The sequence below is a fragment of the Cryobacterium zhongshanensis genome (genome assembly GCF_022760445.1).
Taxonomy (GTDB): domain Bacteria; phylum Actinomycetota; class Actinomycetes; order Actinomycetales; family Microbacteriaceae; genus Cryobacterium; species Cryobacterium algoricola.
Genome location: NZ_JALGAR010000001.1, coordinates 539,389 through 558,308 on the forward strand (window position 1 = coordinate 539,389; position 18,920 = coordinate 558,308).

General features: G+C 65.1%; 22 protein-coding genes. 11 read left to right on the plus strand and 11 right to left on the minus strand.

Going from position 1 to position 18,920, the window contains the following annotated elements; translation table 11 throughout:
* Positions 1 to 48: 48 nt before the first annotated feature.
* Positions 49 to 267: a hypothetical protein gene (locus tag MQH31_RS02585; protein ID WP_243010793.1), complete on the minus strand. Its 219-nt coding sequence runs from the start codon at positions 265 to 267 to the stop codon at positions 49 to 51.
* A 255-nt stretch (positions 268 to 522) separates the two neighbouring features.
* Here MQH31_RS02585 and MQH31_RS02590 point away from each other — a divergent pair, with 255 nt between their 5' ends.
* The 4 genes from MQH31_RS02590 to MQH31_RS02605 all read left to right on the plus strand — a co-directional run bounded on the left by MQH31_RS02590 (position 523) and on the right by MQH31_RS02605 (position 3,397).
* Positions 523 to 1,023 (plus strand): SDR family NAD(P)-dependent oxidoreductase, encoded by a 501-nt coding sequence (locus MQH31_RS02590; protein WP_243010794.1) that lies wholly within the window; start codon positions 523 to 525, stop codon positions 1,021 to 1,023.
* A 426-nt stretch (positions 1,024 to 1,449) separates the two neighbouring features.
* Complete coding sequence (locus MQH31_RS02595; protein WP_134535347.1) at positions 1,450 to 1,698, plus strand: hypothetical protein; 249 nt, start codon at positions 1,450 to 1,452, stop codon at positions 1,696 to 1,698.
* Positions 1,699 to 2,214: 516 nt separating this feature from the next.
* The gene (locus MQH31_RS02600) at positions 2,215 to 2,808 is read left to right on the plus strand and encodes a GNAT family N-acetyltransferase (protein ID WP_243010795.1); all 594 of its coding nucleotides are present in this window, start codon (positions 2,215 to 2,217) and stop codon (positions 2,806 to 2,808) included.
* Positions 2,809 to 2,923: 115 nt separating this feature from the next.
* Entirely contained in the window at positions 2,924 to 3,397 is a 474-nt protein-coding gene (locus MQH31_RS02605) for a DUF1990 family protein (RefSeq protein WP_243010796.1), read from the plus strand.
* Between the two features lie 127 nt (positions 3,398 to 3,524).
* Here MQH31_RS02605 and MQH31_RS02610 read toward each other — a convergent pair whose 3' ends face one another.
* Positions 3,525 to 4,463, minus strand: coding sequence for an LLM class F420-dependent oxidoreductase (locus MQH31_RS02610; RefSeq protein ID WP_243010797.1), 939 nt, complete (start codon positions 4,461 to 4,463; stop codon positions 3,525 to 3,527).
* Positions 4,464 to 4,516: 53 nt separating this feature from the next.
* Between MQH31_RS02610 and MQH31_RS02615 the strand changes: the two genes are divergently transcribed.
* Positions 4,517 to 4,936, plus strand: coding sequence for a hypothetical protein (locus tag MQH31_RS02615; RefSeq protein ID WP_134535352.1), 420 nt, complete (start codon positions 4,517 to 4,519; stop codon positions 4,934 to 4,936).
* Positions 4,933 to 5,496, plus strand: a complete 564-nt coding sequence (locus MQH31_RS02620) for a GrpB family protein (protein ID WP_243010798.1) — start codon at positions 4,933 to 4,935, stop codon at positions 5,494 to 5,496. The genes MQH31_RS02615 and MQH31_RS02620 overlap by 4 nt, the downstream gene beginning before the upstream one ends.
* A gap of 80 nt (positions 5,497 to 5,576) precedes the next feature.
* On the opposite strand, the gene MQH31_RS02625 is transcribed toward MQH31_RS02620, so the two are convergent.
* From MQH31_RS02625 to MQH31_RS02645, 5 genes are all read right to left on the minus strand, one after another.
* Positions 5,577 to 5,978, minus strand: a complete 402-nt coding sequence (locus tag MQH31_RS02625) for a DUF6855 family protein (RefSeq protein ID WP_243010799.1) — start codon at positions 5,976 to 5,978, stop codon at positions 5,577 to 5,579.
* 43 nt (positions 5,979 to 6,021) lie between these two features.
* On the minus strand, positions 6,022 to 6,906 hold the full coding sequence (locus MQH31_RS02630; protein ID WP_243010800.1) for a fructose bisphosphate aldolase: 885 nt from the start codon (positions 6,904 to 6,906) through the stop codon (positions 6,022 to 6,024).
* A 114-nt stretch (positions 6,907 to 7,020) separates the two neighbouring features.
* The gene (locus tag MQH31_RS02635; RefSeq protein WP_134535356.1) at positions 7,021 to 7,422 is read right to left on the minus strand and encodes a cupin domain-containing protein; all 402 of its coding nucleotides are present in this window, start codon (positions 7,420 to 7,422) and stop codon (positions 7,021 to 7,023) included.
* A gap of 57 nt (positions 7,423 to 7,479) precedes the next feature.
* The gene (locus tag MQH31_RS02640) at positions 7,480 to 8,520 is read right to left on the minus strand and encodes a zinc-binding dehydrogenase (protein WP_243010801.1); all 1,041 of its coding nucleotides are present in this window, start codon (positions 8,518 to 8,520) and stop codon (positions 7,480 to 7,482) included.
* Positions 8,521 to 8,583: 63 nt separating this feature from the next.
* Positions 8,584 to 9,783 carry an MFS transporter gene (locus MQH31_RS02645; RefSeq protein WP_243010802.1) on the minus strand — a complete coding sequence of 400 codons (1,200 nt, stop codon included), beginning with the start codon at positions 9,781 to 9,783 and terminating at the stop codon, positions 8,584 to 8,586.
* 181 nt (positions 9,784 to 9,964) lie between these two features.
* Here MQH31_RS02645 and MQH31_RS02650 point away from each other — a divergent pair, with 181 nt between their 5' ends.
* Both MQH31_RS02650 and MQH31_RS02655 read left to right on the plus strand, forming a co-directional pair.
* Positions 9,965 to 10,840 carry a helix-turn-helix transcriptional regulator gene (locus MQH31_RS02650; protein ID WP_243010803.1) on the plus strand — a complete coding sequence of 292 codons (876 nt, stop codon included), beginning with the start codon at positions 9,965 to 9,967 and terminating at the stop codon, positions 10,838 to 10,840.
* Positions 10,841 to 11,072: 232 nt separating this feature from the next.
* Complete coding sequence (locus MQH31_RS02655; RefSeq protein ID WP_198415922.1) at positions 11,073 to 11,639, plus strand: DoxX family protein; 567 nt, start codon at positions 11,073 to 11,075, stop codon at positions 11,637 to 11,639.
* Positions 11,640 to 11,720: 81 nt separating this feature from the next.
* On the opposite strand, the gene MQH31_RS02660 is transcribed toward MQH31_RS02655, so the two are convergent.
* On the minus strand, positions 11,721 to 12,629 hold the full coding sequence (locus MQH31_RS02660; protein ID WP_243010804.1) for an SDR family oxidoreductase: 909 nt from the start codon (positions 12,627 to 12,629) through the stop codon (positions 11,721 to 11,723).
* A 157-nt stretch (positions 12,630 to 12,786) separates the two neighbouring features.
* Here MQH31_RS02660 and MQH31_RS02665 point away from each other — a divergent pair, with 157 nt between their 5' ends.
* The 3 genes from MQH31_RS02665 to MQH31_RS02675 all read left to right on the plus strand — a co-directional run bounded on the left by MQH31_RS02665 (position 12,787) and on the right by MQH31_RS02675 (position 14,527).
* Positions 12,787 to 13,365 (plus strand): TetR family transcriptional regulator, encoded by a 579-nt coding sequence (locus MQH31_RS02665; RefSeq protein ID WP_134535360.1) that lies wholly within the window; start codon positions 12,787 to 12,789, stop codon positions 13,363 to 13,365.
* Positions 13,366 to 13,385: 20 nt separating this feature from the next.
* A complete protein-coding gene (locus MQH31_RS02670) occupies positions 13,386 to 13,988 on the plus strand; it encodes an SOUL family heme-binding protein (RefSeq protein ID WP_243010805.1) in 603 nt (200 codons plus the stop codon).
* Positions 13,989 to 14,116: 128 nt separating this feature from the next.
* Entirely contained in the window at positions 14,117 to 14,527 is a 411-nt protein-coding gene (locus tag MQH31_RS02675; RefSeq protein WP_243010806.1) for a hypothetical protein, read from the plus strand.
* 32 nt (positions 14,528 to 14,559) lie between these two features.
* Here the strand turns inward: MQH31_RS02675 and MQH31_RS02680 are convergent, their stop codons facing one another.
* The 3 genes from MQH31_RS02680 to MQH31_RS02690 form a co-directional block, all read right to left on the minus strand.
* Positions 14,560 to 16,794, minus strand: coding sequence for an MMPL family transporter (locus tag MQH31_RS02680; protein ID WP_243010807.1), 2,235 nt, complete (start codon positions 16,792 to 16,794; stop codon positions 14,560 to 14,562).
* A 182-nt stretch (positions 16,795 to 16,976) separates the two neighbouring features.
* Positions 16,977 to 17,624 carry a response regulator transcription factor gene (locus tag MQH31_RS02685; protein WP_243010808.1) on the minus strand — a complete coding sequence of 216 codons (648 nt, stop codon included), beginning with the start codon at positions 17,622 to 17,624 and terminating at the stop codon, positions 16,977 to 16,979.
* Between the two features lie 8 nt (positions 17,625 to 17,632).
* Entirely contained in the window at positions 17,633 to 18,856 is a 1,224-nt protein-coding gene (locus MQH31_RS02690) for a sensor histidine kinase (protein ID WP_243011654.1), read from the minus strand.
* Between the last annotated feature and the right edge of the window lie 64 nt (positions 18,857 to 18,920).

The window sequence follows — 18,920 nt, forward strand, 5'->3', positions numbered from 1 at the left end:
AGTGGGGCTGCCTGGCGTGCGTTGGAGCGCCATCCAGGCTTTGGAGTCTCACTTGCTCGTGCCGCCGTGCCCTGGCCGGCGCAGGCCGAGCATGATCAGGATGACGCCGACGATGGCGACGATGAGCCCGATGGAAAGCCACATGCGGCTACCTGTCATGAAGCTTCCCGGGATCAGATTCATGCCCTGCCCGGCCCACACTCCACCAAGGATCACGGCGATCACGCCGACGGTGATCAGGGCGATGCGCCCATTTCGACTAGTCACGTCCCCCAACGTACCCTCGACCGATGCACCCGTCGCTCGGCACAAGTTCCCCCTGTGGACAGGTCGCGCGGGTCCTTGTGAATCGTGGCCCGCGGGACCCTTGCGGCAGCCATCTCCGCGATCGACTTCGCAGCCCGCTCCGGCCGAACAACCGTGCCATCATGGACGCGAAAGGGGCACTAACCGTCGCGTCACGAGCAGGACCAAAAACCTCTCGTTAGTTCTCCTGCGGTAACGGCTTGAGGAGAAGCATGGATGCCCAGCAGGGCACCCTTCGCGGGCCAAGGCCACGGCGACCTCGTCAACCTCTACGGCCAAGGCGACCAAGGCCCGGTCGCAATGCAGAACGCATACGCGTCAAGCAAGCGTTGGGTCCGCCAGTTCACGGAGACTCTACGGCTCGAAACCAAAGGAACCGGAGTCCGCGTTCACGGTATGAACCCCGGGTTGGTGACGACAGCCCTGCTCAGGCACATCACGTCCCAGCCAGGATACGAAGGACGTCTAAGTGCACTCCAGGTCGTCGTTGGGCTGTGGGGGCAGGCGCCGGAGGCGGCCGCGCGTCCCCTCGTGAAGCTTGTCACGTCGGACGCTGGCGAGTTTCGCAGCCTGACGAAGTTGGCCCTGGTGACCCGCGGTCTTCATAGCGTTCTGACCGGACGACTCCGCCGCCGCAATCGCATGCCCCTGGACATCCGCGTCCTGGATGCGAACGGCCAAGAACGAACGATCGGGCCCGATGCAACTACGCGGTGAGTGTGCGGGCAACCGCATCACATCCGGACGGGGCCGTAGGAGATAGGCCTGGATCCACAGGGACACCACATTCAGGCGGCAGAGCACAGGACGACGGACGATGGCTGGGGTGCCATGGGAGGTCATGTCCTTGAACCTCGAGGTTCGAGGTCGTCGCTCCGACGCGGAATCGCGTCCACACAATGACGCCTTCCCGTCTCGCCAGAACGGCGCTACCCGATGAGGCGACGCGCTAACATTCAGGATCTGTCTTGTAGCCGCAGGGTTGCCTAGATGTTCTGGTGCTGCGGTCAGCGGTCAGCGGTCAGCGTTCGGTGGTCTCTGTGGTGGCCATTCCGGCCTTCCCGGCGGCGGCCATCGAGTTCGATCACTATACGGGAGCGCAGTTATGCCGCCGGAGCAGGGGTTTTTGGGCACAATAGGACAGTGAAGAATTTACGTGTCTTTTGGAAACGATCGGGTCCGGTATTGAAGGCCACGCTCGTCTTCACGTCGATGCTGATCTTGTTCGGAGTGGCCGTGCTCGGCGTATCGTGCTTCGGGACTGTTCCTGGATCCGAAGCCTTCGACTCCGGAATGACTCTTTCCCGGACACTCTTCCAGATCAGCGCGGTACTGAACATGGTCATGTTATTTGTGATCCAGGCCCGGCTCCGGCGCGAGAAGAAGATGTAGCGCGAGCACGAAGCGTCTTGTCAGAGCCTCGGGCAGATGCCGGCACGGGACGATCGTTGCCCCTGGCCTGGCCTGGCCTGGAGGAGTGCTTTGCGCCGGGCCTTGCCACCGGCAGGCTTTTCTTCCTGCGGCACACGGAGGCCGCGCGCCTGAGCAAGGCCCTGCGGAACGCCGGTTAGCGCTTCTGGTCGGGACCGGGCCGTGCTGTGAATCCCAGAACGGACCGGTTTCGACCGCTCTCCTCGCTGTCCCAAGGGCCGCGAACGGAGACCGCGATGAGAGTGAGACCGACCAGAATCAGAACCCACGAGTAAACAGTTGCTGATCGGAGCAATAAAGGGAACACGCCGGTGAAGATCGACATGGTGCCCAGGGCGAAGAGAGCTCGCGTGACCCGCCACGGGAACCACCCTCGATCATTGCGCATGGCCTCACCCTACTGTCAGCTCCCGTCGAAAGGTAAGAACGATTCTCTGGCCTCGTCGACAGAGCACCGGGGAGACTAGCCTCGACGACATGGGGACTGCGATGATCCGCCGAGCGACGGCCGAGGATCTGGTCGCCCTCCAGGAGATCGAAGATGCGGCCGACGGTCTCTTCGCATCCGTGTTTTCGATCGCTGACTGGCAGCCGGCTCCTTCTGGCGTCGAGCGATCACGACATCCTGGTTTTATTCTTGTGGCCAGTACGGAGCCGGATTCCAGGCCTGTCGGGTTTGCCCACGTCATCGAGATCCCGGGCGGCAATCACCTCGAGCAGTTGTCCGTAGTGCCGTCCCAGACAGGCCACGGGTATGGGCGTGCGCTCGTGGAAGCGGTCAAGACCGAGTCAACGCAGCTCGGTCGCACACGTGTCACGCTGCGAACTTATGTTGACGTTGCGTGGAATGCGCCTTTCTATGCGACTTGTGGTTTTGCAGAGTCTGTCCCTGACAACGATTTCCTTCGCAACCTGCTGAGCGTGGAACGCCAGAGTGGACTCGGGTATGCGCGCCGAGTTCAAATGACGTGTGACCTCAGTTCCGTACGCTCCGGCATGCCCGCAACCATGCGGAATTCTTCGCGCGGAGGTTACGCTGAGGATCATGACCGGGGGCGCATGGGTGGTTGATCCTGTTACGCAGGTGGAGCTCTGGGTGCCGGATTACGCAACGCCCGATAGCGCAGTCCGGCGAGCGGCTGTGAAGCGTGAGGTGCTTCTCCGCAGTGTGGCGAAGGAGTGAGGCATGACCCGCCCCGAACTGCGTGAATGGCCGGCGAGCGACCGTGGATACCGGCGTTCGGAGGTGTCGGCACTCGTGGGGCATGGTGACGCCGTCTGGGAGCGTGCCACCAGGGACGTGCTCCGATGGCGGGTGAAGACAGAGAGTGGGTTTGCCGTCGACTCGACCGGCCCGGTGTCACCGGGCGACCGTGTCATCGTCACCGCACGCGTGCTCACGGTGACCGTTGTCGAGCCCGTGCAGGTCGTCGCGGTCATCGCTGAGTCCGACCGGGTCGGCTTCGCCTACCGGACCTTGCCGGGGCACCCGGTCAGCGGCGAAGAGGCGTTCATCGTGCACCGACGTGGCGACGAGGTGCGTCTCACCGTGCGCTCGCTCACGAGCCCCGCGCCGCAGCAGCCGTGGCGAGCCCTCTACCCACTGCTTCTCATCGCCCAACGAATCGTGCGTAGACGCTACCTGCGGTCACTTCGCTGAGCTGCGGGCCTGCCAGCGCCATCCGCGGCGCCGGCGGTGCTGTCAACCCGAGTCGGCGCGAAATCGCGGATGCCCGGAAGATCGCTGACTCCGTCTCAGGACGCCGCGACAGCCGCGGATTCGCGTACTACTGACGTACCAGCGGGGCGAGTGCCTCACCGAGTGCCGTCACGACACCGGGCACATGGCCGTTGAGCGGGGCGTTCACGATGACACCGTCGACACCTGCATCGAGGATCTCGGTCTGAATCCGGTCCGCCACCGTGGTCGCCGTCCCCACGAAGGCGCGGCTGCGTCGTTCCTCGGGCAGGGACTGCAGAATGGCGTCGGCTTCTGCCTGCGTCTCCACGATCACCGCGCTGGCGAGATAGCTCGTCTTCAGGGTGGACGGGTCCCGGTCGATCTCCTCGGCGCGCTGCTTCAGAACCTGCAGCTTGTGTGGCAGGTCTTCGATGGCGCAGATGATATTCATGTGGTCGGCGTATCGCGCCGCCAGGCGGAAGGTCTTGCGCTCGCCCTGGCCGCCCAGCATGATCGGGATGCTCTCGCGGAACCGTGGCACGTTCATGGCCCCGTGCGCCCGGTACCACTTGCCCGTGATCTCGGGCCGCTCGTCGCGCAGCATGGGGTGGATGATCTGGAGCGCCTCGTCGAGCTTCTCGAATCGCTCCGTGAAGGTATCGAAATCGAAACCGAGCTGTTCGTGCTCGAGCTCGAACCAGCCCGCCCCGATGCCGAGGATCGCCCGGCCGTGACTGATGACATCGAGGGTGGTGACGGTCTTGGCGAGCAGGGTCGGGTTGCGGTAGGTGTTGCCGGTCACGAGCGCGGAGAGCTGGATGGTGCTGGTCGACACGGCCAGGGCGGCCAGCGTCGAGTACGCCTCCATCATCGGCTGATCGGGCGTGCCGATTCCGGGCAGCTGATAGAAGTGGTCCATCACCAGAACCGTGTCGAATCCGCTGGCCTCCGCTTCGCGCGCCTGAGCTGCGACGGTGTCGAACAGCGACTCGACGCCGCCCGGATAGGTGAAATTGGGAATCTGATATCCGAGCGAGATCGTCATATCGCCTACGCTACGACACTCCTCGGTCCGGACGCTATCGATATACTCGCTGGATGCGGATCCGCCCGATAGATCTCGTCGACGTGCTGGTCTATCTCGTCGTGCTCGGGGTGTTCATCCAGCTGTTTCCCGTCGTCATCTCAGAGAATTTCCTGCTTGCCCTCTTGACGGCGATCCTGCTCAAAGCCGTCCTTGAAATCGTGCTCTGGGCCAAGAAGAACATCGTTGCGCGGATTCGCTCGGCGGAAACGCGGTGGGTTCGAATCGTCAACGCGGTCACCCTGGTGCTGCTGCTACCGGGCAGCAAGTTCCTGGTGCTCGAACTGGTGGCCCTGGCATTCGGAGACGCCGTCCGTCTCGGCGGCTTCTTTCAAGTCACGGCACTCATCATCGTCCTCATGCTCGCGCGAGGCGGCATCCGCTGGGCGTTCAAACGTCGTCCGGGCAAGCCCGAAGCGCCGATGATCGCATGACCATGGACTGTGTACCGCGTCGACCAGACGTTGTAACGGTCGAGCTTGTCGGCGGATCAGAGAAGCGCGAGCTGAAACTCGTTGCCTATGACGAGCGCTGGCCCGTGATCTTTCGTGCCCACCGGAATCGTCTGCGGAAGGCACTCGGAACGACGGGCGTCGAGGTTGAGCACATCGGATCGACCTCGGTGCCCGGGCTGGCAGCCAAGCCGATTATCGACATCCTGGTCACGGTCGGCGATATCACCGCGGAGGAGGACTATCTCGCACCTCTGTTATCCGTGGGATACGAGTTGCGCGCTCGTGAGCCCGGCCATCGCCTGGTGCGAACGTCAGCACGCGATGTGCACATCCACATCCTGCAAAGCGGAGATCCTGCTATCGACAGGTACCTCCTGTTCCGCAACCGTCTTCGTGCGGATGCGGACGACCGGTCCTTATATGAAGCGACGAAGAGCGCGTTGTTGAGTGACGGTTTCGACGACATGAATGCATACGCCGAAGCCAAGACCGACGTCATCGAGGCGATCATTGCGCGTGCTCTCGCGTCCGGAACCTAGCCTCCCCAGAACCTTGCAAGAAAGCTGCGGTCCTGTGGATCCGACGGCCCGTTGTCATACGGGACCGCAGAGAGGGAGTTCTAGAGTGCGCGCATGCTGTTGTTGCGGGGGTCGTGGGTGAGTTCGGCGAGGCCGAGCGCTTCGAGCAACGGCGGAAGGTATATGCCGAATCGCCCGCGGTAGCCGTTCCGGAGCCCGTACCAGCCGCCGAGCGGGTTGGACTCGGACCTGCCCCACGCCTCGACGCTCCCCTCAGCCGGGACCTTCTTCTCGTCCGCGGCACCCAGCGGTACCCAATCACCCTGTTCCGTGAGCCAGGCGTGCAGGTCCTCAATGGCGCGGGCGTCGTAGCTGAGCTTGGTCGATCCGACCTGGCAGACCAGGCTCGGTGGGGTCGTCGACGCGTCGCGGTACATCGTGTACTGGCTCGTACCCGGCGCGGTGGACAGAATCCACGGTTCGTCTTTGCTTCCAAGGGTCATGAGCTACGTCTACCACGCATGTCGCGCATTGGGAATGCCGGGTTCAGGTCGTAGATGCCGCGTAGATCCGCTCGACGGAGGTGGCCAGCACGGCGTTGAAGGCTGCGTCCGATTGCTGGACAGCGAGACCCTCGAGGAGTGCTCGGCTGAAACTGGCGCTCAAACCGTGGTTCTCGGCCAGCAATCGGCAGGCCTCACTCTGGCTGTAGCCACCGGAGAGTGCTACTACCCGCAAGACCGACGGATGTGCGATCAGGTCGGTGTAGAAGTCGGGCACCGTTGGGATCGACAGCTTGAGGATCACCGGTTGGTCGGTGGGGAGCCCGTCGAGGGCTGCCAGAACGTCGGCCTTGAGGACGTTTTCGGCCTCGGCCTTGTCGGGGGCGTGTATGTCGATTTCGGGTTCCAGGATCGGCACCAGGCCGTGGGCGAGAATCTGCCTTCCGACGGCAAATTGTTGGTCGACGATCGCCTGGATTCCGGCAAGGTTGGCTGCCTTGATTACGGAACGCATCTTCGTGCCGAACATCGTGCGTTCAACGGCACGGGTGAGGAGGGGTTCCAGCTTGGTGAGGGGTCTCATCAACTGGACGCCGTCCTCCTCAGCGGCCAGGCCCTGGTCGACCTTGACGATCGGCACGATACCTCGGGCCGTGAGGTAATCACCCGTCAACTGGCCGTCAACGGTGCGGTCCATGGTTTGCTCGAAGAGGATCGCCGCGAGGATACGGTCGGAGGTGAAGCATTCAGTCGTCATTACGCGGGCACGCATCTGGTGCATCAGGTCGAACATTCGCTCATCGGAACCGTACGAGGCCGGGTCGATGCCATAGAGCTTCAGAGCACCACCCGTGCTGCCGCCGCTTTGGTCGAGTGCTGCGACGAAGCCGACTCCGGTGTTCATCCGTGCTGCTTGTTCGGTATTCAAAGCCCCTCCAAAGGTCGTGGACTCGACTCAAGTTTAGCGAGCAGCGGCCTTTCTCATCCGCGGACGGCTGGGCGCTCGCAACGGATGCGCCCAGCCTCCCTGCGCTGACGGCCGTCAGCTGCCGTTGTACTCGTCATCGGTGATGTGCTCCAGCCACGTCGTGGTTGTGGCCGGGTCGTCGCCCGACTGGACCATGGCGATGTGCTCCATGAAGACGCCGGGGGCTGCCGCGTGCCAGTGCTGTTCGCCCGGCGGGGTGTAGAGCGTCTGGCCGGGGTGGACCTCGATGATCGAGCCGTCTCGCCCTCCGAAACGAGCGACGCCCTGCGTGACGCGGACGTACTGGCCCAGTTCGTGGGAGTGCCAGGCGGTGCGGGCTCCGGGAGCGAAGCGCACCGTCACGACGACCATCCGCTGGTCGGGCTCGTGGGGCAGTGCGATCGGGTCGAGCCAGACGTCACCGGCGAACTGGGCGGGCGGGTTGAGCGTGGTCGGTACTGCAGGTTCGATGATCACGATGATGTTCCTTTCAGGGGTGGTGGAGGGTGCGGGGGAGCGGCAGGGGCCTGCTGCTCAAAGGGCGATCATGACCTTGAGGGCTTCGCGGTCGTCCATGGCGCGGTACGCCTCGGGGACGGCGTCAAGGGTGACGGTACGGTCGAAGACCTTTCCGGGGTTGACGGTGCCGTCCAGGATCGCCGGCATCAGCTGTTCGATATAGGCGCGCACGGGAGCCGGGCCGCCGGTCAGGGTGATGTTGCCGCCGAAGAGGCTGCCGAACCCGATCGGGGCGTCCTCATACTGGGGGACGCCGACGCGGCTGATGACTCCGCCAGGCCGAACGATGCGATAGGCCTGTTCGTAGGCGGGCAAATGTCCGACCGCTTCGAGCACCTTCCGGACGCCGTGACCGCCGGTGAGTTCCCGCACCTTCTCGATGCCTTCGTCGCCGCGTTCTGCGACGACGTCGGTTGCGCCGAATTTCCGTCCGAGATCGGTGCGCGCCCTGTGGCGCCCCATCAGGATGATGCGCTCGGCGCCGAGCTGCCTGGCGGAGAGAACTGCCATCAGGCCGACCGCTCCATCGCCGATCACCGCGACGGTGTCTCCGGCCGTGACGCCGGCGCGGGTGGCCGCATGCCACCCGGTGCCGTAGACGTCGGAGAGGGTCAGCAGAGAGGTGAGCAGCGGGGACGTCTCGTCGATGCCGGGGACTTTCACGAGGGTCCCATCGGCGAAGGGAACCCGGATGCCTTCGGCCTGGGCGCCGCCCATACCGGGCATGTCCCAGAAACCGCCGTGGATGCAGGAGGTGTAGAGGCCTTCGCGGCAGAACTCGCACGTTCCGTCGGAGAAGGCGAAGGGAGAGATGACGAGGTCGCCGGGCACGAGGGTGCGGACGTCGGATCCGATTTCTTCGACGACGCCGATGAATTCGTGCCCCATCGACACACCGCCCGGGGTGCTCGGCATGCCGTGGTACGGGTGCAGGTCGGAACCGCACACGCAGGCCCGAACGATTCGGACGACGGCGTCGGTCCGGTCTTTCAGGATGGGGTCGGGGGCGTCGACGAGACGAACGTCGCCGGCACCGAACATGTAGATCGCTTTCATTGTTATCTCCAGATGTGTTGCGGTCGAATGGTCGAATGGGTGAGAAATCGTGGGAAATGGTTGCTAGAGGCGGACGGGAAAAGCGGTGCGCCGCCCGTAGACGGTGAGCAGGAGCGCAGCGAGGCCGAACACGATCATCACGACGGTGAGGACGAGGCCGTCGAAGACTGTCAGCAGGGCGGCGCCGAGGATGCCGGCGGTGAAGATGGCGAGATTGAACGCCACCGGCAGGAACGAATTGGCGATATCCGAGTCGTCGCCTCCCGTTGTGGTGAGAGCGGCTTGAACCTGGGCGGATACCCCGCCGAACGCGATTCCCCACAGAACGGATGCGACGACGATCGCCGCGGTCGAGGTGTGCCCGACGAGGAGCACAACACCGGCCACGATGAACAGCGCCGCGCTGCCGTGTAGGAGCGGTCTCGGATAGCGGTCCAGCAGGGCCCCGGTGATGACGATGCCGCCGATCGAGGCGACTCCGAAGATGAAAAGCTGAACGTCGACGGTGAGACTGCTGCCGGTGGACCTCAGATACGGGGAGATATAGGTGTAGATCGTGTTGTGCGCCAGCATCCACGTGAAGATGACGGCCAGAATGATGGCGATCCCGGGGATCCGGAGCACCCGGACCAGGGGCAGTCGCGAGCGTCCCTTCTGCCCGCGGGCGTCGGGCGCGATCGCGGCGATGAGTGCACCGGCGATGACGGCCACTGCGGTGAGGCCGGCAAATGCCCACCGCCAGTCGAATGTCGTTCCGAGCCAGGATCCGAGGGGTGTGCCGAGGGCGAATCCGACCGGTGCCCCGCCGGAGACGATCGCCAGGGACAGCCCGGCGCGGGACGGCGGGCTGATCTTTCGACCGTAGGCTGCGAGCATCCCCCAGATGATTCCCGAGAATGCCCCCGCAACGAACCGAGACAGCAGGGAAAGAGTCACGTCGCTGGAGAGCGCGGTGACGCTGTTCGCGAGGATGAGACCGACAATCGCGCCGAGGAGCAGGGGCTTTCGACGCATCCCCCTGGTCAGGGTGATGGCCGGGATCGTGATGATGACCGTGCCGAGCGCGTACGCACTGACAAACAGCCCGACGGTGCCTTCGCTCGTCCCCATGCCGGTGGCAATGATCGGAAGCAGGCCGGCCGGCATGGTTTCCATCGCAACCAGCACGAAGCCGATGACGGCCAGGGCAATCAGGGTTGCCAATGGCAGGCGCTTCACCGTCTCGACGGCGGTCGGTGGTGACACCGTGATGGTGGTAGTCAAGAATCTCCTCACCGTGGGCGGCTGCTACCCGAAGGAGCATGAGACCCATGCTGTGCCCGTCCGGAGTCCCGGGTCGGGCATGCCCCAGTCAACGCGCCGTGCGCCCCGGAAGGGAGTCTCTGTCGAGGGGTGTACCAGCAGGGCACCCCAGGCGCAGCGCCGGAGACGTAGTCTCGTCGGCATGGACAATCAAGCCGAGGTACGCGAATTCCTCATGTCGCGCCGCGCGAAGATCGCTCCGGAACAGGTGGGGCTGCCCACCGGAGTCAACCGGCGCGTGGCGGGATTGCGTCGCACCGAGGTGGCAACGCTCGCCGGCGTCAGCGTCGAGTACTACGCCAAACTCGAACGTGGCGCGATCGGAGGGGCATCCTCCTCAGTGCTCGACGCCCTGGCCCGTGCGCTCAACCTCGACGACACCGAACGGACCCACCTGTTCGACCTCGCCCGCGCGGCAGACGGTGTCCCGCTGTCGGGACGTCCACGAAGGCGCGCCACGAAGAACGCCGTGAGCCGGCCCAGCCTTCACTGGGTACTCGGCACGATCACCGACGGCGTCGCGTTCGTGCGCGACCAGCACCAGGACCTTCTCGCGACAAACGAATTGGGACGTGCCTTCTACTCGCCACTGATCGGTGACGGTGGGCTCACACCGAATCTGGCCCGGTTCCAATTCCTCGACCCCGCATCCCGCGACTTCTACCCGGACTGGGACCTCTTCGCCGGAATGTGTGTCGCGATCATGCGAGCAGAGGCCGGCCGCGATCCCAACGACAAAGTGCTCCAGGACCTCGTCGGCGAGCTGTCCACCCGCAGCGACACCTTCCGCCGGCTCTGGGGAGCCCACGATGTGCGCACCCACGGCTCCGGCACCAAACGCTTCAACCACCCCGTCGTCGGCGAACTCGCCCTTGCCTATGAAGAGCTCATTATTACCGCCGACCCGGGATTCGTTCTCATGATCTACACCGCGGAACCCGGGTCACCCAGCGCGGAGCGGCTGCGGCTCCTGGCCAGTTGGGCGGCCACGCGAATCGGAGCTGCTGAACCCCGGTGAGGGATTCGCTTTCGGGGAGGCGTCGGTGCAATCGTGGATGTGGGGTGGATCTGGGTTGGCCGGGACGAGTCCCACCGCTTGCGCGGACGAGGACTTTGTCGGCTTTGACCAGTGAATTATGTCGAAGTTGACAGAAGTCCTAGGCTGATGATATGGGCGCGGTTGCCTTCATATCTGTGGTGGCACATCTGCCGTGCCCGATCAGTAGACCTCAGGGTCGAAGGGAAGCGCCATGACAACATTCACGGTCGGTTCAGACCAGGCGAACGCTCTAGCCAAAACGGCTACCTGGGAGACCGACATCGTGCGGTCCAAACCGGCGCGCATCACGCTCGCCGTATTGCGGATCGTGATCGGCTGGTACTTCCTCTGGGCGTTTATCGACAAGATATTCGGTTTCGGATTCCTGACCGCCGCGGGAAAAGGCATGATCGATGGCGGAGCACCCGCCCAGGGCTTCCTGACACACACGGTCGGGCCGTTCGCGGGGATCTTCACTGCGATCGCCGCACCGTGGGTCGACTACGTATTCATGTTCGGTCTTCTGGCCATCGGCCTCGCCCTGATCAGCGGGTGCGGCCTCAAGATCACCGCGGTCGCGGCTGTGCTGTTGCTCGGGCTCATGTATCTGGCGGAGTTTCCCCTCGGCGCGGATGCCGGGGTGTACACCAACCCGTTAGTCGACGATCACTGGTTCCAGGCCCTGGCCATTCTCGTGTTCTGGTTCACGAGGGCCGGCGACACGTTCGGTCTGGGTCGCTGGTGGGGCAGCAAGGTCGGCGATAGCTGGCTTCGCTGAAACAGGATTAGGGCGGATGCGACGGCGGCTTGAACGCCGTCGTCGCATCCGTCACCGATGAGGCACCGACGGACGAAGGGGTTACCGGCTGGGCTGGCTCGAGCCGTAGAAGCCGGACTGGATATCGGCGACAAGACCGGCGTGCGTCGGTGTCCAGCCGAGAAGGTCCTGCGTCCTGGCGCTCGAGGTGGGGACGTCCAGGCCGAAGAACATACCGATCCAGCCGAAGTGCGCGGCGGCATCTTCCGGGGGAATCGACACCAGTGGGAGGCCTCGAGCGTCGCCGATTGCGGCGGCAATCTCGAGCGACGAGATGCCCTCTTCGCCGACGGCGTGCACGCGGGATCCGGCAGGCGCCTTCGCGAGTGCGAGTGCCACCATCCTCGCGGCATCCCGACGATTCACGGCGGGCCAGCGGCTGGAACCGTCACCGACATAGCCGGAGACACCCTTTTCGCCGGCGACCCCTGAGATCACCTGCATGAATCCGTGGTCGCCCTCACCGTGGACTGTCGGGGCGAAACGGAGGGCGACGGAGCGGATTCCGCGGTCGGCGTAGGAAAGCGCGAGCGCCTCGGCGCCCCCGCGCGGCGCCTCGGGTCCGCTGAAGGGAACCGCGTCGTCCTCGCTTGCGAGCCTGCCGGGCGCGATCCCCGCAACACCCGACGCGAACAGGAACGGGCGATCCGAGTCGGCGAGGGTGTCCCCGAACATCTCGATCGTGGCCCGCTCGGTCGCGCCCGCACCTGCCATGTCGGAAAAGTCGTGTTTGTATGCCAGATGGATGACGCCATCCGCTGCCGCGGCCGCCTCGCGCATGCTGTCGAGATCGTCGAGACTCCCGCGATGGGGAGTGATGCCGGCGGCCTGCAGCTTCGCGAACGACTCGTCGTTTCGCGCCAGGCCGACGACCTCGTGTCCGGCAGCGATCAGTTCCTGGGATACGGCAGAGCCGATCCAGCCGGAAGCGCCGGTGATGAAAATACGCATGAGTGACTTCTCCTTCGAGACGAGCGCCCGGTCGGTTGCCAGGCATCGGGTAGTGCTGTGGAGTGCTGACATTCACGGGCAATGTCAGTGACAGACATGAGGCTAGCACAGCATGTCAGTGACAGACATCATGGGGGAGGATCGTAGACTTCTTCTCATGGGACGCTGGCTACCGGATGCGCATGGTCGGCTCGCGCGCGCCGCGCTCGAGCTCTACTCGGAGCGCGGCTTCGAGCAGACGACGGCCCTCGAGATCGCGGAACGAGCGGGGGTGACCGAGCGCACGTTCTTCCGGTACTTCGCCGACAAACGGGAGGTGCTCTTCCAGGGGTCCCAGGAGCTCCAGCGCATCATCCTCGAGGCCATTGCGCAGACGCCCGCAGACGTGCGCCCCGTCGACGCGGTCATTGCGGCCATAGACACAGTCGGCGGACTGGTCTTCGACCGTGCACATTCCGTTCGGCGGGCGACGATCATCGCGGCCAATCCCGCACTCCAGGAGCGAGAACTGCTGAAATTCTCCACCCTGACCGCATCCGTCGCGGGGGCGCTGCGCGAGCGCGGAGTCGCGGAGCCCTCGGCGACTCTTGCCGCCGAGACGGGCGTGACCGTGTTCAAGATCGGTTTTGAGAGGTGGATCACGGGTACGCCTTCCGAGGACTGGGCCGAGTGCATCCGCGATACCGTCCGCCAGCTTCGCGACGTCACCCCGAGCCTCATCGTCAGCCAGGTCTGAACGCGGAGTAGCTTGGGAGCATGACCGAACAACAGCCCTATACGGTCGTGGGAAACTCCGATGGTTTCGAGTTGCGCCGTTACCCGGAGCATCTCGTCGCCGAGGTCATCACGACGGGGTCATTCGAAGATGCCGGCAATCGTGCATTCCGGTACCTGTTCGCCTATATCAGTGGCGAGAATTCCGTTCGCCAGAAGGTCGCAATGACTGCGCCTGTCGTGCAGGCCGGGGTGTCGACGAAGATCGCGATGACCGCCCCCGTCGTCCAGGAGACCCTCGGCGGGAAGCAGGGTGATCGTGAGGTGGAGGGGACGTTCCGCGTTGCCTTCGTGCTCCCCGCAGGCTTCACGATCGAGACGGCTCCGCAACCGACCGGCCGGGAGGTGCGGCTGAGGAGCGTTCCGGGGAGTCTCACCGCGGCGGCGAGGTATCGCGGCCGCTGGGACGAGGCCGGGTACGCGCGCCATCTGGAGATGCTGCGGGAAGCGATACTCGCCGCCGGGTACACGGCCCGGGGAGAGTCCCGTTTCGCCCGTTTCGATCCACCGTTCATGCCCTCGTTCCTGCGTCGTAACGAGGTCCTGCTCGATGTCGAGCCCACCGAGGCAGAAACTCGACCGTGACCTCGTTGTGAGCGGCCAGGGGCGCCCATGAATGGCTTTTAGGATCCACATCACCCACCGAGGCGACGACGGCTTCCGGTGCTTTACTTGATTCGATCTCCGTCAGTGGACCAGTGAATGGGGCAGTCATGAGCAACGCTTTCAGCAAAGAGGAAAAGGCTGCGATGAAGGCCGCGGCTGCCGAGGCGAAGGCCGCACAAGCGGGCGCCGACCTGCAGGCCGCGTGCCTCGCTGCGATCGACGATATGAATGGCACGGACAAGGAGCTGGCCGAGATCCTCCATCGGCTGGTGACGAGCCACACGGCCCTTCAGGCGAAGACCTGGTACGGGATGCCCGCCTACGCAAACGCGGACGGCAAGGTTGTGGTGTTCTTCCAGAGCGCCGCCAAGTTCAAGGTCCGCTACGCGACGATCGGTTTTCAGCCCGATGCTCACCTTGACGAGGGTGACTTCTGGCCGACCTCCTATGCCGTGACCAAGCTGACCGCCGCCGACCAGGAGCGCCTGGTGGCGATGTTGGAGAAGGCGGTCAGCTAGGGCGGCGAGGCCCAATCGCCGGCTCAGTACAGCTATTCGGAGACGAGAAGAGCCTCACGCTTGTCGGCCTCGGACTCGGGGCGCTCGTCGAGTGCATGGCCTTCCATATCGAGGTTCGGGAGCAGGCGATCGAGCCACTTCGGCAGCCACCAGGCGGCCGATCCCAGCAGGGACATCAGTGCGGGCATCAGGATGAGGCGCACGATGAAGGCGTCGGCCATCACCCCGACCACGAGTCCGAAGGCGATGGATGCGGCGATCGGGAAGGTGCTCGTCGCAAAGCCCGCGAAGACGACGGTCATGATCGTCGCCGCGGCCACCAGGACGGGGCCCGAGCGGGAGAATCCTTCGATGATCGCCTGCTTCGGCGACATTCCGGTGTTGTGCATCTCCTGGATCCGGGATACCAGGAACACCTGGTAGTCCATGGCCAGCCCGAAGAGCACGCCGACGAGCAGGATCGGCAGGATGCTCATCATCGGGTCGCCCTGGGGCGCCGGGATCAGGGCATCGAGCCAGTCCCACTGGAAGACGGCGACGCTCGCGCCGAAGGATGCTCCGACGGAGAGCAGGTAACCGAGGGTGGCGATGAGCGGGATGAGCAGCGATCGGAACATGACGATCAACAGCACCAGCGAAATGACGACGATGACGATGAGGTACCGGATCAGCGCGTCCTGCAGGGCCTGGTCCTGGTCGATTCCGATCGCGGTCTCTCCGGTAACCTCGAGGTGGACTCCGGGCACCGAGTCTGCGTCGGTGCGGATCTGCTGGACCAGGTCCTTCGTCTGCTGATCGATAGGGCCTTCTGCGGGGATCACCGTCAGGAGCGCGACGTTTCCGTCGGCGCTGATCGGGCCGGGAACGACCATCTGGACACCGGGAAGGCCGGCGAGTGCGTCCTGGACGGATGTGGTCTGTGCGGTGATGCCGCCGTCGGCTTCGGCGAGCACCACGAGTGGGCTTTGCACCCCGCCGAATTCGTCGATGATGAGGTTGTAAGCCGTCCGTTGCGTCGAGGTCGGGTCGGCGCCGCCGGGGATGCTGAAGGCCGTCTTCATGCTGAGGATGGGTGCGGCGACGATGACGAGCACGACAACGCCGGCGAGGAGCGACCGGACCGGGTGGGCGACGACAAACGTTCCCCAGCTCCGGAGGAAGCCTGTCCGAGTCGATGAGTGCGCGTCCGGCGAGCCATCGGTGTGCGTCTCGACGGCGTTCGTGCGGCGGGTGCGTTCCTTCTTCGGCAGCACCCGGCGTCCGAGGGTGCGCATCAGGACCGGGAGGAGGGTCAGGGCCATCAGGACGGAGACGAGGATGGCGAAGGCTGCGGCGATACCCATTTCCGTGATGAAGCTGATGTTCGCGACGAGGAGGCCGACCAGGGCGATGATGACGGTGAGGCCGGCGAACACGACCGAGCTTCCGGCCGTTCCCGTTGTTCGGGCGACGGAGTCTTCGACGTTCCTGCCGGTGCGGAGCTCGGCGCGGAACCGGGTCAGGATGAACAGGCTGTAGTCGATCCCGACGGCGAGGCCGAGCATCGGCGCGAGGATGATGGTCGTGTCGCCGATCGGGGTGAGCGCCCCATAGGCGAGAACGCCCACCAGGCCGACGCCGACGCCGAAGACGGCGATCAGGAGGTTCGCCCCGGCCGCGAGGAGCGACCCGAAGGTGAGGATCAGTACGAGGAAGGCGACGATCACTCCGACGCCCTCACCGATGCCCGCCGGCGGGGCGCCGAGCGGGACCAGGTTTCCACCGATCTCGACCCGGAGGCCGTCAGGGGCATCCGCTTGCACGGTGAGGGCGGCCTGGTAGGAGGCTTTCTGCTGGTCGGCGGAGAGGTCGCCGAAGCTCAGCGTCGCAACAGCGGTGCTTCCGTCCTGGGAGATGTACGGCTTCTGCGCGTCGAACGGATCGCTGACGAAGGCGATGTCCGGGATGCCCGCTGCGTCGGTCAGTACACCGGCGATCTGAGCGGTGACGGCCGCATCCGTGACGGCGGCGCCCGTGTCGGACTGGAAGACGAGCTGCAGCGAGGCGGGAGTGCTGGTGCCCAGGTCGGGGAATTCCTGGCTCATCCGCTCCAGTGCCTGGGAGGACTGTGTGCTCGGGATGGACGAGGAGGCGGTTCCGGGGGATCCCTGGCCGCTTGCGATGACCAGCGTGCCGATGAGGACGGTGACGATCAGCAGCCAAGCGCCGATCACCACCAGCCGGTGTCGGGCGCTGAAACGCCCGATGAGGGAAAGAAACGTGGCCATGATGCTCCTAGGGCTGGGGAACGAAGGGGTCCGCGCATGCGCCATGGGCCGGTTGAGGACGGCGGATGCTGCCATTCGGCAGGGACAGTTCCTATCGTTCCCGCGGGGCGGTTCGGCCGCCTCGTCCAGGCGCATCGGCCGGTCTACTGCGTGCGCAGTAGACGGATGCGCGAGCGAACCGGTTACGCGGAGAGCCCGGCGCGGTAGGCGAAGGTCACGAGCTGGGCGCGGTCGCGGGCGCCGAGCTTCATCATCGCCCGGTTGGCATGCGTCTTCACCGTGTATGGCGAGACGAACATGTCCTCTGCGATCTGGGCATTGTCGCGTCCGGTCGCGATAGCGATGACGACGTCACGTTCCCGGGGAGTGAGCACGGAGAAGCGGTCGACCATGGCCGCGTCGACAGCCGGGCCATGTTCCTCGGCGACGTGATGGATGAGAGCCGCGGTCGCGGCGGCGGACAGCGCGCCACCACCGGAGGCGACGTCGACGATCCCGGCCACCAGCTCGGTCGGTCCGATTCCCTTGCTGAGGAAGCCGTTCGCTCCGGCGCGAAGGGCCGCAAAGACGTTCTCGTCGTTTTCGAACGTGGTCAGGATGATGATGCGGAGGTCGTCAGGCGGATAGTCGAGGCGCAGGCGCCGGGTGGCTTCGACGCCGTCGATTCCGGGCATCCGGATGTCCATCAGGATCACATCGACGGACAGCCCGACGATCTGCTGGAGGGCGTCGAAACCGTCGGCGGCATCCGCCACGACGTCGATGCCCGGCTCCGGGGCGAGAATGGCCCGCAGTCCGACCCGGATCATTTCCTGGTCGTCGACGATCATGACCCGAATCATCGGATCCTGCCCCCGTCGACGCGGAGGGTCGCGGTGACCTGGAAGTGGTCGTCACGGTCGTCGACAACGAGCTTCCCGCCGGCGGATGCGGCGCGTTCCCGCATTCCGACGAGACCGTAACCGCGGCGCGGGGCCAGGTCTGCCCCCGTCCGTGTCCGCGCAGGTGAGGCGATCTTCGCGGTGCGCACGGTCTTCGGATTGGAGACCGTGATCGTCAGGACGGAGGCGGCCACGGTCGTGCTCAGCGTGACCGGTCCCGAACCGTGGCGCTGGGAATTCGTCAGGGCCTCCTGCACGATCCGGAATGCGGCGGTGCTCACTTCGGGATCGAGCGCGGCGGGTGCCTGGGCGAGGTCAGCCCGGACATCGACCCCGGTGTTCCGGCAGGATTCGATGAGATCGGGTATCCCGGAGAAGTCCGGCGTCGGCCGCAAGCCGGCGCCCGAGTCGCGGGCCTCGATGGTGTCGGAGCGCAGCACGTGCAAAATGCGCTGGGTCTCGAGCAGGACGGATTGGACACTCGTGCGCGCCGAATGCAGGGATTCGCGGGCGACGGCGGCGTCGCTCGGCAGGTTCACTTCGGCGACGCCCAGGTGGATTCCGAGCACGGCCACCTCGTGCCCGATCACGTCGTGCAGGTCGCGGGCGATCCGGAGGCGTTCCTCGGTGACGCGGCCGTTCGCCTCGGTGTCCCGTGCGGCTAGGGCGTCGAGGGTGCGCTGTTGCAGTTCGTTGCGATAGCGGTCGTGGCTGCGCACCGCGCTACCGGCCGCGGCGGCCATGAAGCCGAAGGCGAACGCGGTCAGCGCGGCCGGGCTGCCGAAACCGATTCCGTTGTACATCACGGCGGCGAAATACAGGCTGGGCCCGACGAGCAGGCCGACCCAGATGCCCGGAAGTGCGCGGAGGGTGACGGAGAAGGCGGTGAACACGGCAAGGTTCCAGGTGATCAGCGGATCCCAGCCGACCGCGGCCGCGAACAGCGGAGTCAGGGTGACGATCACGATGCCGGTCCAGGGATACCGTCGGGAGACGAGGACGCCGAGGAGCGAGAGGGTCAGGGGCAGATAGCCGAAGAGGCTCGTTCCGTCGATCAGGGGAACACTGAATTCGGTCGCCGCAGCGACGAGGGTGACCGCGACCGCGGCCAGGTCGAGCGTTCGCGGATTGCGGTACCAGCGGGGTCGATAGGCGGCGAGTTCTCTGGGGGAGGCCGACATCGTCACCTCTCGATCCTCTCATTCCGGGACGCGCGACGGCCGGTGTGGATCTACTGCGTTCGCA

Bases quoted from the DNA above. Each gene is read 5' to 3' on its own strand.
- MQH31_RS02590 (WP_243010794.1), top strand. From the start codon at position 523: ATGCCCAGCAGGGCACCCTTCGCGGGCCAAGGCCACGGCGACCTCGTC.
- MQH31_RS02600 (WP_243010795.1), top strand. From the start codon at position 2,215: ATGGGGACTGCGATGATCCGCCGAGCGACGGCCGAGGATCTGGTCGCC.
- MQH31_RS02605 (WP_243010796.1), top strand. From the start codon at position 2,924: ATGACCCGCCCCGAACTGCGTGAATGGCCGGCGAGCGACCGTGGATAC.
- MQH31_RS02610 (WP_243010797.1), bottom strand. From the start codon at position 4,463: ATGACGATCTCGCTCGGATATCAGATTCCCAATTTCACCTATCCGGGC.
- MQH31_RS02615 (WP_134535352.1), top strand. From the start codon at position 4,517: ATGCGGATCCGCCCGATAGATCTCGTCGACGTGCTGGTCTATCTCGTC.
- MQH31_RS02620 (WP_243010798.1), top strand. From the start codon at position 4,933: ATGACCATGGACTGTGTACCGCGTCGACCAGACGTTGTAACGGTCGAG.
- MQH31_RS02625 (WP_243010799.1), bottom strand. From the start codon at position 5,978: ATGACCCTTGGAAGCAAAGACGAACCGTGGATTCTGTCCACCGCGCCG.
- MQH31_RS02640 (WP_243010801.1), bottom strand. From the start codon at position 8,520: ATGAAAGCGATCTACATGTTCGGTGCCGGCGACGTTCGTCTCGTCGAC.
- MQH31_RS02650 (WP_243010803.1), top strand. From the start codon at position 9,965: ATGGACAATCAAGCCGAGGTACGCGAATTCCTCATGTCGCGCCGCGCG.
- MQH31_RS02655 (WP_198415922.1), top strand. From the start codon at position 11,073: ATGACAACATTCACGGTCGGTTCAGACCAGGCGAACGCTCTAGCCAAA.
- MQH31_RS02660 (WP_243010804.1), bottom strand. From the start codon at position 12,629: ATGCGTATTTTCATCACCGGCGCTTCCGGCTGGATCGGCTCTGCCGTA.
- MQH31_RS02665 (WP_134535360.1), top strand. From the start codon at position 12,787: ATGGGACGCTGGCTACCGGATGCGCATGGTCGGCTCGCGCGCGCCGCG.
- MQH31_RS02670 (WP_243010805.1), top strand. From the start codon at position 13,386: ATGACCGAACAACAGCCCTATACGGTCGTGGGAAACTCCGATGGTTTC.
- MQH31_RS02675 (WP_243010806.1), top strand. From the start codon at position 14,117: ATGAGCAACGCTTTCAGCAAAGAGGAAAAGGCTGCGATGAAGGCCGCG.
- MQH31_RS02680 (WP_243010807.1), bottom strand. From the start codon at position 16,794: ATGGCCACGTTTCTTTCCCTCATCGGGCGTTTCAGCGCCCGACACCGG.
- MQH31_RS02685 (WP_243010808.1), bottom strand. From the start codon at position 17,624: ATGATCGTCGACGACCAGGAAATGATCCGGGTCGGACTGCGGGCCATT.
- MQH31_RS02690 (WP_243011654.1), bottom strand. From the start codon at position 18,856: ATGTCGGCCTCCCCCAGAGAACTCGCCGCCTATCGACCCCGCTGGTAC.